We start from the raw sequence: 8,173 nt of genomic DNA, 5'->3' as shown, positions 1-8,173 counted from the left end.
CCCGGCTCTGGACAAGGGCGAGGTCGACAAAGCCCGCCGCGATCTCGAGGCCGCCGAGGCCGCCCTGCCCGAGGAGGGGCGGCCTCGGCGGCGCGGCAGGTGCCGGCGCAGTCGCAGGCGGAGTCGGAGCCTCGGCCGGCGGCTCCGACTCCGGGAGTGTGTCGACGCCGGGCGCCGCCGGCGTGGGCGACGCGGGGTCCGGCTTCCTCGGCAGCGGAGTCCAGGTGGTGCTTCCGGACGGGTCCTCGGCCACCGCACCGAATGAGCAGGCCGCGGGCGCGGTACGCAACGCCCTCAGCCAGCAGGGCGTGCCGTACGTGTGGGGCGGCACCACGCCGGGGCAGGGACTGGACTGCAGTGGGCTCACCCAGTGGGCCTACCGCGATGCCGGGGTGGAGATCCCCCGCCTCGCGCAGGAGCAGGGGGTGGGGGTCCAGGTGTCGCAGCAGGATCTCGCGCCCGGCGACCTGCTGGTCTGGGACGGCCACGTGGCGATGTACATCGGGAACGACCAGATCGTGGAGGCAGGGGACCCTGTAGCGGTTTCCGGCCTGCGCACCGACAATATCGGCATGTCCTTCTACGGCTTCTACCGTCCTACCGGCGGATGACGCCCGACACCTGCCGCCACACCGACCCGATGTCGGGGGTCGTCGCCGAGGTCGGCACCGACGGGGTGCCGGTCGGCCTCGCCGTGCCCGACCGCCTTCTGGACCGCACGCCGTCGGAGGTGGCGCGAGCGGTGCTGCGTGCCCTCACCGCGGCCGCGGGCGAGGCCCGCGAGTTGTTGGAGCGCCGGGCCGAGGAGGAATGGGACGGCAGCGGCTGGACCCCCGAGGGTGTCGACGACGACGGGGTGTTGGAGTCGGTCCGTTGACCGCCGGCGGGCTGGACGTCGAGGCCTTCCTCGACCGTCTGCGGGGAATAGCGTCCGAGTGGGAGTCGGCCCACGATCAGCTCGAGACCTTGCGGGCGGTCGCCACCAGCCGGGATCAACTGGCCACGGCCACCGCGGACTCCGGCGGGACCGTGGTGGATCTCCGATTGGCGGCGGGGCTGCGCCGGCACGGGTCGGACACCGTGTCGGCGTCGATCCTCGAGGCCACCGCCCGGGCGGTGATGCAGGCCAATTCGCGGCGGGCCGAGCTGGTGTCGGGATCCGTGGCGCTGGCCGTGGGCGGACGGAAGCAGGCTGCGCAGGACGCGCTGCGGGCCGACAGCGCGACTGGCCCGGCCGGCCGTGGCACCAGCTGACCACGCCTGGATATGCTGGCCGACATGGCCAAGGACATCGTCCCGATCGAGCTCGGTCTCCCGGAGGGAGACGTCACGACCCTCTGGGCGCCCAGCTGGCGCGAGGACAACGACGACTGGGAGGCGTTCCTGGGCCTCGACGAGGACCTCTACGCCTTCGATTCGACCGCTGAGCTGCTGGCTCTGGTGCGCAGCGGGGCCGAGCAGGACCTGCAGGACCACCCGTCGTGGGAGCAGTTCGCAAACTCGGACGTGCTCGACTTCCGCGCCGCCGACGAGAACTGCTACGACCTGGTGGGCGTCCTCGAACTCCTCGGCGACGATCCGACCGAGTCGTCGGTGGACGAGATCGACCAGTCCTTCGCCATCGCCCGCTCGATCGGCGAGGTCTGCGAGCTGGTCACGGTCACCAAATTCTTCAACGGCAACCCGATTCTGGCCACCGTCACCCACGGCATGGACGAGTTCTACGGCCGTGAGGGCCTCAAGCTGTGGAAGTCCATCCGCAAGACCGTCGCCAAGGGCTGGGACGACGTGCTGGATGCGATCCAGGAGGTCATCACCGCCCCGGCTCTGGACAAGGGCGAGGTCGACAAAGCCCGCCGCGATCTCGAGGCCGCCGAGGCCGCCCTGCCCGAGGAGGAGCCGGAGGCCGAGGAGACCGCCCGGACCGGCTACCCGGAGGGTTCGATCTGGGAGAAGGTGGGCATCGACCCCATCCAGATCGTGTTCGGGGACCAGGAGTTCCTGAGCCTGCGCTGCTATCTGGGCGATCGCCCGGTCTTCCTGGGCGACGGCGACCAGGTGTACGTGTTCACCAGCGGTCGCGGCCTGGGCCGCTACCTGGCGGACAACGACGACGACACGCTGAGCCGGGTCGCCACGTACGAGCAGATCAAGATCGCCGCCACCGACGGCAGTCTCGACGTCCAGGCCACCGACGACAACGTGTACGTGCTCGCCGGGCTGGATCGCGACATCGAGATCGGGCCGTCCATGGTCGACCCGGGCCAGCTCGGCCTGGCGGTGGAACTCATCACCGACATGGCGAACTACGTCGGCGACGCGGAGTTGGAGGCGTCGGTGACCGGACGCGGATCCTCGCTGCGCCGGTACATGCACTACGTGCTCAACCCGGACGACGCCACGCTGCTCGAGCCCACCGCGCCGTACGACGACGAGGCCTCCGAGTGGCGGGACCTCGTCGATGACGTCGAGCAACTGGTCACCACCCCGGACATGGCCTGAGCCCGGCGCCCTCCGGGGTATCCGGCCCCCTCACCAGCCCCGGAGCCGTCGCACGACCGCACCCGCGGGGCCGCGTGCGGGAGCGGAGCCGGGGTCGCTGACGTCGAGGGCGGCCCCCAGCTCGCCGAGAGCGGACGCGATCCGGCCGGCGTCGCCGGCGTACACGGTGGCGATCACCTCGCCGGCCCGCACCTCGTCGCCCTCGACCCGGTGCAGCAGTACCCCGGCGGCGTGGTCGACGGCCTCGCCCGGTGCGCTGCGTCCTGCTCCCGCCAGCCGCGACGCCCGGCCCACCCCGAGCGCATCCCAGGTGATCCGGCCCGCGGCGGGCGTCCGCACCTGCTCGACGCTCGCGGCCCGCGGGAGTTCGGCGTCCGGGTCGCCGCCCTGGGCGGAGATCATCGCCCGGTAGGAATCCATGGCCCGCCCGTCCGACAGTCGGGCCCGCGGATCGTCGTTGATGCCCACCGCGGACAGAGCCTCCTCCGCCAGCGCGCAGGTCAGGTCGACCATGTCCGCGGGTCCCCCGCCGTCGAGGATCTCCAGGCATTCGGCCACCTCGACCGCATTGCCCACGGCCCGCCCGAGCGGGGTGTGCATGGCCGTGACCAGCGCACTGGTCCGTACTCCGGCGGCGGTGCCGATACCCACCATGACGCGGGCGAGCTCCTCGGCATCCGCACGTGAGGTCATGAACGCCCCGGACCCGAACTTCACGTCGAGGACCAGCGCACCGGTGCCCTCGGCGATCTTCTTGCTCATGATCGACGCCGCGATCATCGGGATCGAGGGCACCGTGCCGGTGATGTCCCGCAGGGCGTACAGGGCGCGGTCCGCGGGGGCGAGGTCGGCCCCGGCCGCACAGATCACGGCCCCGGAGTCCGACAGGATGCGCCGCATCTCGTCCCCGCTCAGGTCCGCGCGCCAGCCGCGGATCGCCTCGAGCTTGTCGAGCGTGCCGCCGGTGTGCCCGAGCCCCCGCCCCGACAACTGCGGCACGGCCACGTCCCAGGTCGCCAGCAGAGGCGTGAGGACCAACGTGATCGCGTCACCCACCCCGCCCGTGGAGTGTTTGTCGACGGTCGGCACCTCCCGGCCTCCGCGGGACAGCCCGGCCAGGTCCAGACGGCGGCCCGAACCCACCATCGCGGTGGTCCACCGGGAGATCTCCCGATCGCTCATCCCGCGGAAGTAGATCGCCATCGCGAGCGCGGACATCTGCTCCGGGACGACCGTCCCGCGGGTGAACCCGTCGACGATCCAGTCGACCTCGTCGTCGTCGAGCTCCCTCCCGTCCCTTTTCGCCTCGATGATCCGGACCGCATCGTGGCGCCGCGCGGCGTCGCCTATCCCGCTCACGTCAGATCCTCCGGGCCGAAGGCGTCGGGCAGCAGGGCACCGAGGCGGACGGGTCCGCGCGCGCCGTGCACGATCAGGTCGGGGCCACCGTGTTCGTGGAGGAGTTGTCGGCAGCGCCCGCACGGGGCGAGGGGCTCGCCGGAATGGGCGACGACGACGACCTCGAGCAGGCGGCCCCCTCCCGTCCGGTGGAGGTCCGACACGAGTGAGCACTCCGCGCACAACGTCAGCCCGTAGGAGGCGTTCTCCACGTTGCAGCCGGTGACGATTCGCGCGCTGGTCCCGTTCGCCGCGGAGGAGTCCGTGCCGGCCGCTTCTCGCTACGGAGCGGTGGCGATCGCCGCGGCACCCACCCCCAGCCCCGAGTACGGCCGATAGGCGCTCCTGGCCGCCCGAAGGGCGTGCTCGCGGAGCATGTCGAAGTCTATGAGCCGTTGTGCTGCGGTTTCGTCGCCGGACACCTTCATCTACCCCCGGGTAACTTCATTTAGGGTCCCCTAACAGGGATTACCTGTTCGGACCACGGTACCCACCCTGCTTCTCATCAGTTCACTCTCAGGTCTAAAGTCCTTGTAGGCGCCCGCCGTGTTGTCATGGACGAACCGCGCGCCGTAGGCATCACGCCCAGACGAACTGGAGGCACGACAAGCCCATGAGTACTGCGCAGGCGCCGGCGCGTCCGGCACCCACAAAGAAGATCAACATCTACAAGGGTGACCCGGGGATGTGGTCGTGGGTCGCGCACCGCATCTCCGGCGTCGCGATCTTCTTCTTCCTCTTTGTCCACGTGCTCGACACCGCCCTGGTCACCGTGAGCCCGGAGAGCTACAACGCGGTCATCGACACGTACAAGAACCCGATCGTCGGCCTCATGGAGATCGGGCTCGTGGCCCTGGTGCTGTTCCACGCCCTCAACGGTCTGCGGATCGTCGCCGTGGACTTCTGGTCCAAGGGCGCCAAGTACCAGCGCCAGATGCTCTGGGCCGTCCTGGCGATCTGGGTCGTGGTGTTCGCCGCGGCGACCGCACGCCTTCTCTTCCTCCTCTTCGAGCACATCTAAGGAGAACGATCATCATGGCAGACGCACCTGTTCTCCAGACCTCTTACGACCGGCCCGCCTCGCTGGCGCAGCCCCGCTCGCCCCGCCTGCGTTCCCGCGGCAACTTCGAGCGCACGGCGTGGATCTTCATGCGCTACTCGGGCGTGGCCCTGGTCTTCCTCACCATCGGCCACCTCACGGTGGGCCTGATGATCGACGACGGCGTCCACCGCATCGACTGGGCATACGTCGCCGATCGCTGGCAGAGCCCGTTCTGGGCCACGTGGGACATCCTCATGCTCTGGCTGGCCCAGCTGCACGGCGCGAACGGTGTCCGCACCGTCATCGCGGACTACTCGCGCAAGGACTCCACCCGGTTCTGGCTCAACGCGATCCTGATCGCCGCGACCGTCCTGGTCCTCGTCCTGGGCACCTACGCCATCTTCGGCCTCGCCTACGACATCTGATCGCCGGCAGTATTCGTCCGCGGACTTCACCATTTCGAAAGCGAGCACTGAGAACACCATGACCGATCGTCAGGTCCACCAGCACCAGTACGACGTCGTCATCGTCGGCGCCGGCGGCGCCGGGATGCGCGCCGCCATCGAGGCGGGTCCGCGCACCCGCACCGCGGTCCTCACCAAGCTCTACCCCACCCGCTCCCACACCGGCGCAGCGCAGGGCGGCATGTGCGCCGCCCTCGCGAACGTCGAGGAGGACAACTGGGAGTGGCACACGTTCGACACGGTCAAGGGCGGCGACTACCTCGTCGACCAGGACGCCGCGGAGATCATGGCCAAGGAGGCCATCACCGCCGTCATCGACCTCGAGAACATGGGCCTGCCGTTCAACCGGACGCCCGAGGGCAAGATCGACCAGCGTCGCTTCGGCGGCCACACGCGTGACCACGGCAAGGCGCCCGTGCGTCGCGCCTGCTACGCCGCGGACCGCACGGGTCACATGATCCTGCAGACGCTGTACCAGAACTGCGTCAAGCACGACGTGGAGTTCTTCAACGAGTTCTACGTGCTCGACCTGTGCCTCACCGAGACCCCCGAGGGCCCCGTGGCCACCGGCTGTGTCGCCTACGAGCTGGCCTCCGGCGACCTGCACGTCTTCCACTCCAAGGCCACGGTGTTCGCCACCGGCGGCTCGGGCCGCATGTACAAGACCACCTCCAACGCCCACACTCTCACCGGTGACGGCATGGCCGTGGTCTTCCGCAAGGGTCTGCCGCTCGAGGACATGGAGTTTCACCAGTTCCACCCGACAGGGCTGGCCGGCCTGGGCATCCTCATCTCCGAGGCCGTGCGCGGTGAGGGCGGCATCCTGCGTAACGCCGACGGCGAGCGCTTCATGGAGCGCTACGCCCCCACCATCAAGGACCTCGCGCCGCGTGACATCGTCGCCCGCTCGATGGTCCTGGAGGTCCGCGAGGGCCGCGGGGCCGGCCCCGAGAAGGACTACGTCTACATCGACGTGACCCACCTCGGTGCCGACGTGCTCGAGGAGAAGCTCCCGGACATCACCGAGTTCTCGCGCACCTACCTGGGCGTCGACCCGGTCACCGAGCTCGTCCCGGTGTTCCCGACCTGCCACTACGTCATGGGCGGTATCCCGACCAACGTCCAGGGCGAGGTATTGCGCAACAACGAGGACATCGTCCCCGGCCTGTACGCCGCCGGTGAGTGCGCCTGCGTGTCCGTGCACGGCTCCAACCGTCTGGGCACCAACTCGCTGCTGGACATCAACGTGTTCGGCCGCCGCGCCGGCATCGCCGCCGCCGAGTACGCCGCGGGTCACGACTTCGTGGAGCTGCCCGCCGAGCCCGAGACGATGGTGCGCGAGTGGATGGAGCGCATGCTCGCCCCGCACGGCACCGAGAACGCCGCGGACATCCGCAGCGAGATGCAGGCCATGATGGACGACAAGGCGTCGGTGTTCCGCAACGAGCAGTCGCTCACCGAGGCCCGCGACGAGTTGCGCGCCCTGAAGAAGCGCTACGCCGAGGTCACCGTCTCGGACAAGGGCAAGCGTTTCAACACCGAACTCCTGGAGGCCGTCGAGCTCGGCTTCCTCCTGGAGCTGGCGGAGGTCACCGTCGTGGGTGCCCTCAACCGGAAGGAGTCCCGCGGCGGTCACTCCCGTGAGGACTTCCCGGACCGCGACGACGCCAACTACATGAAGCACACCATGGCGTTCAAGGAGGACGGTCTCGACCTGCTCTCCGACATCCGGCTGGATTGGAAGCCGGTTGTGCAGACCCGCTACGAGCCGATGGAGCGTAAGTACTGATGAGTTCCGCAGTCGACACCACCAAAGCCACCGACGGCACGAGCAGCCGCCCGGTGCCGCCCGGCTCCACCATGGTCACGCTGAAGATCGCCCGGTTCAATCCGGAGGATCCGGATTCGGCGGGCTGGCAGGAGTTCGAGGTCCCGGCGCTGCCGTCCGACCGTCTGCTCAACCTGCTGATGTACGTCAAGAACTACATCGACGGTTCGCTGGCGTTCCGCCGCTCCTGCGCCCACGGCGTCTGCGGTTCGGACGCGATGCAGGTCAACGGCGTCAACCGCCTCGCCTGCAAGGTCCTCATGAAGGACATGCTGCCCAAGGACGGCAAGTCCATCACCATCACGATCGCCCCCATCCGGGGCCTTCCGGTGGAGAAGGACCTGTACGTCGACATGGAGCCGTTCTTCAAGTCGTTCCGTGACGTCATGCCGTACCTCATCACGTCCGGCAACCAGCCGACCGCCGAGCGCATCCAGTCGCCGACCGACCGCGCCCGCTTCGACGACACCACCAAGTGCATCCTCTGTGCCTGCTGCACGACCTCCTGCCCGGTGTTCTGGGCCGACGGGTCGTACTTCGGGCCGGCGGCGATCGTCAACGCGCACCGGTTCATCTTCGACTCGCGTGACGAGGGCGCCGCCGAGCGTCTGGAGATCCTCAACGACGCCGAGGGCGTGTGGCGCTGCCGCACCACCTTCAACTGCACCGACGCGTGCCCCCGTGGCATCCAGGTGACGCAGGCGATCCAGGAGGTCAAGCGCGCGTTGCTCTTCGCGCGCTGATCTCGCCACAGATCGTCGGCTCGGGCCGCATCCTCTTGTCGAGGGTGCGGCCCGAGTCGCATTTCCGCGGCGGCGAGCGGCCTGCCCGCGAACTGCCTCGAGCCGCATCGGCCCGCGTTCTGCTGATCGCCACCCATCGGATCGTGCGCCACCCATCGGATCCGTAGGCGACACGCGATTCGATAGGTGGCGTTCT

At 69.3% G+C, this 8,173-nt stretch carries 9 protein-coding genes and 1 pseudogene; 8 read left to right on the top strand and 2 right to left on the bottom strand.

Features of this window, described 5'->3' with window-relative positions; translation table 11 throughout:
* The 4 genes from K3888_RS10540 to K3888_RS10525 form a co-directional block, all read left to right on the top strand.
* Window positions 1-611: C40 family peptidase (locus tag K3888_RS10540; RefSeq protein WP_372459559.1), on the top strand; the 611-nt coding region annotated here is incomplete at its 5' end.
* Window positions 608-877: a hypothetical protein gene (locus tag K3888_RS10535; RefSeq protein ID WP_230930218.1), complete on the top strand. Its 270-nt coding sequence runs from the start codon at window positions 608-610 to the stop codon at window positions 875-877. The genes K3888_RS10540 and K3888_RS10535, both read left to right, overlap by 4 nt.
* Window positions 874-1,254, top strand: a complete 381-nt coding sequence (locus K3888_RS10530; RefSeq protein ID WP_230930217.1) for a YbaB/EbfC family nucleoid-associated protein — start codon at window positions 874-876, stop codon at window positions 1,252-1,254. Before K3888_RS10535 ends, K3888_RS10530 begins: the two co-directional genes overlap by 4 nt.
* Before the next feature lie 24 nt (window positions 1,255-1,278).
* The gene (locus tag K3888_RS10525; protein WP_230930216.1) at window positions 1,279-2,502 is read left to right on the top strand and encodes a SatS C-terminal domain-containing protein; all 1,224 of its coding nucleotides are present in this window, start codon (window positions 1,279-1,281) and stop codon (window positions 2,500-2,502) included.
* Window positions 2,503-2,532: 30 nt separating this feature from the next.
* Here K3888_RS10525 and K3888_RS10520 read toward each other — a convergent pair whose 3' ends face one another.
* The gene (locus K3888_RS10520) at window positions 2,533-3,861 is read right to left on the bottom strand and encodes a thymidine phosphorylase (RefSeq protein ID WP_230930215.1); all 1,329 of its coding nucleotides are present in this window, start codon (window positions 3,859-3,861) and stop codon (window positions 2,533-2,535) included.
* A pseudogene (locus K3888_RS10515) lies at window positions 3,858-4,328 on the bottom strand (cytidine deaminase). Before K3888_RS10515 ends, K3888_RS10520 begins: the two are co-directional and overlap by 4 nt.
* Before the next feature lie 185 nt (window positions 4,329-4,513).
* On the opposite strand from K3888_RS10515, the gene sdhC reads away from it, so the two are divergent.
* The 4 genes from sdhC to K3888_RS10495 are packed head-to-tail and all read left to right on the top strand — an operon-like array spanning window position 4,514 to window position 7,977.
* A complete protein-coding gene (gene sdhC / locus K3888_RS10510; protein WP_230930214.1) occupies window positions 4,514-4,921 on the top strand; it encodes a succinate dehydrogenase, cytochrome b556 subunit in 408 nt (135 codons plus the stop codon).
* Between the two features lie 14 nt (window positions 4,922-4,935).
* Window positions 4,936-5,367, top strand: a complete 432-nt coding sequence (locus K3888_RS10505; protein ID WP_230930213.1) for a succinate dehydrogenase hydrophobic membrane anchor subunit — start codon at window positions 4,936-4,938, stop codon at window positions 5,365-5,367.
* Window positions 5,368-5,425: 58 nt separating this feature from the next.
* Complete coding sequence (sdhA, locus tag K3888_RS10500; RefSeq protein ID WP_230930212.1) at window positions 5,426-7,195, top strand: succinate dehydrogenase flavoprotein subunit; 1,770 nt, start codon at window positions 5,426-5,428, stop codon at window positions 7,193-7,195.
* Window positions 7,195-7,977, top strand: a complete 783-nt coding sequence (locus K3888_RS10495; RefSeq protein WP_230930211.1) for a succinate dehydrogenase iron-sulfur subunit — start codon at window positions 7,195-7,197, stop codon at window positions 7,975-7,977. Before sdhA ends, K3888_RS10495 begins: the two co-directional genes overlap by 1 nt.
* Window positions 7,978-8,173: the final 196 nt, after the last annotated feature.

The organism is Dietzia aurantiaca (assembly GCF_021033825.1).
In the GTDB taxonomy this organism is placed as follows: Bacteria; Actinomycetota; Actinomycetes; order Mycobacteriales; family Mycobacteriaceae; genus Dietzia; species Dietzia aurantiaca.
Note: the sequence above shows the minus strand (reverse complement) of the source record. Positions and strands in the feature narration are given on the sequence as shown.